Source organism: Campylobacter sp. BCW_6871 (assembly GCF_001762325.1).
Classification (GTDB): domain Bacteria; phylum Campylobacterota; class Campylobacteria; order Campylobacterales; family Campylobacteraceae; genus Campylobacter_D; species Campylobacter_D jejuni.
The window spans coordinates 1-2350 of the sequence record NZ_MJWQ01000056.1 but is presented as its reverse complement, the minus strand read 5'-3'; the positions used below and the strand labels follow the sequence as shown (position 1 = coordinate 2350).

The 2350-nt window shown below is 27.1% G+C and carries 1 protein-coding gene and 1 pseudogene; both read left to right on the top strand.

What is annotated here, in order from left to right; translation table 11 throughout:
• Positions 1–216 (top strand): annotated as a pseudogene (locus AJ930_RS10430) (hypothetical protein); the annotation flags it as partial.
• Between the two features lie 1087 nt (positions 217–1303).
• Positions 1304–2311, top strand: a complete 1008-nt coding sequence (locus AJ930_RS06365; RefSeq protein WP_044779628.1) for a DUF3825 domain-containing protein — start codon at positions 1304–1306, stop codon at positions 2309–2311.
• Positions 2312–2350 lie beyond the last annotated feature (39 nt).

Here is a 2350-nt window from a genome sequence, read left to right as displayed (position 1 = left end):
AAAAAAACAAAAAACACTTTTATTGCCAAACTAAAAAGAGTTAAAAACCATGAGAGCATTATCGATTTACAAGCCAAATACCCAAAGCTTGATATAGTTTCAGCCTATCAATTCCTAACCCTCAAAGACAAATTCAAAATCACCAAATCAGAAATCCAAGATTTTGAAACACTAATCGATATTCTTTCAAAAAACACCCAAAAATCAAAAAAATAACCCTAAAACGATAAAAACCATTAAAAAAATCATTTTAGCCTTTTAAAGGCTAATTCTGTCATTTTAAACCCTATATCCATTCAAGATACACACTTGCAATCAAAAAAACATAAAAAAACCTACAAAAACCACAGTCCATTTCAAAACTGCAAAGCATTTTTGAAAATTCGCAAGAACTTCTAAAATAAGCCCTAGCTCTCATATTTATCGCTATAAATCAAGCACAATCAAAAATACACGCCATGAAGAAAATTTTGTAGTTTTTAGCTCTAAAGTCTATTTTTGCCAAAAATCTTACACAATAACTCGATTATCAATAATGCTTAAAAACCTACAAAATAGATATTTTAAAAGCTTTTTACAAATCGCAAAATGTCGGTAAAACATTAGCATAATTTGCCTACAACAATAAGATTTAAACGCCTATATTTAGGCTATATTATTGCATTATGCCCATTGGCTCAACTTTTTACATTTTTTTTAAAAAAGCAAAAGAGCCTAAAAATAAGGATTTTAGCATAATAAGCCCTAAATATTGATATTTTATTTTTTTATTACACTTTTTAGTATATTTTTTTCAACAATAAAAATTAAATTAATATTAAAAACCCTATAAAATAGTATTTTAAACAAACTCTTTTTTGTAGTTAAGTTGTAATAAAGTTGCACTCAAGTTATAGTAAAAATAACATTAACTACATATTAACTACACTTTTACTTCAAAAAACATGCAAATTTTCACATTTTTGTAGTTAAAGTGTAGTGAAAGTGTAATAAAGTTGAACTCAAGTTGTAGTTATGTTGTAGTAAAAGTGTAGTGAAGTTGAAATAAAAATTACATAAACATAAACTATACTTGAAGTAAAGTTGTATCACATATTGAAACAAAATTACATATTGCTTGAAAACAACTTGTAATATATGTATTTTATTTAGTTGATTTGCAATTAACTCGCAACAACTTATATTTTAACTCCAACAGGAAAAGTAATAGGCACTCCTATTGAAGGAGCGGTTGATTCTGACATACTTTTTGGACTATTGAAAGGTTTAGAAGATTATAAGAAAGGACAATTAGGTTTTTAGCGTGGAAAAAAACATAGAAAAATTAATTTTAGAAGCCTATGAAGATAGTAAAACTAAATTTGACCATGTTACTACAGGACATATCAGTCAATATTTGAAAAGAAAATATGATTTAAAAATCAATTGTAGTAAGGCATTAATAGAAGCAGGCTTTGATCTTGAAAAAGATGAAAACGAACCTTCTTTAGTTTATGTTAAAAAAGCTACCACAAGAAACAAGACTTCAAATCGTGATCAAATTCAAAACAAAGTTGAAGAGAAACCTTTGTTGTTTCAATTTGCCTATTTTCCAAATTTTCTAAATACACTCCAAGAGCTTTCTAATATAGCTCAAAAAGAATTTTGGGGAAATGGAAATAATATTTTATTTTCTTATCTATTTAAATATTTTGAGTTCATTTACGAAAATAAAAGCTATCCTGATATTATTACTTATAATAAAGACAAAACAAAGGCATGTTTCAATACAGGTTTGTATAGTACAGGTGTTTTTCCAATATTTGCATGCTTTGAAAAGCAGGAAAATGGAGGATATATTTTTAGAAAATTTTGTTCTAATGGAGATAGAGTTTTAGATGATTTAGAAATACCTAAATCTTTAAGCGATTATGATACATTCAAAAATGAAATCATTTTTGACAGTAAATTGGATTTTAGGGTAAATCATTTGCATCTTTTTGAGAGAAAAGAGCGATTACCTGAAATTGTGAAAAAACTAAATGATAGGTTCATAGGACACATTATTAATGGTGAATTGAAAATCATCAAAGATAATTATAATCTTCAAAAGATGATTATTCCTGCAGCTTATAAGCAAAGAGTAGTTTTATACATTCCTTTGAAACTTCAAGAAGAATCAGTTGATACGATAGTTGTAGTTGAAAAAGAAGAGGTAAAAAACGAACAGTATTACGCTGTGAGAACTATACTAAATCCGCATGATAATATTTACAAAACTGCAAGAGTTCTTTCAATAGTTGAATCTGAATGGGTAAAAAACACCATTTGAAAGTGAAAACATTGGTAAAATAGGCTTTTGAGATAAGTC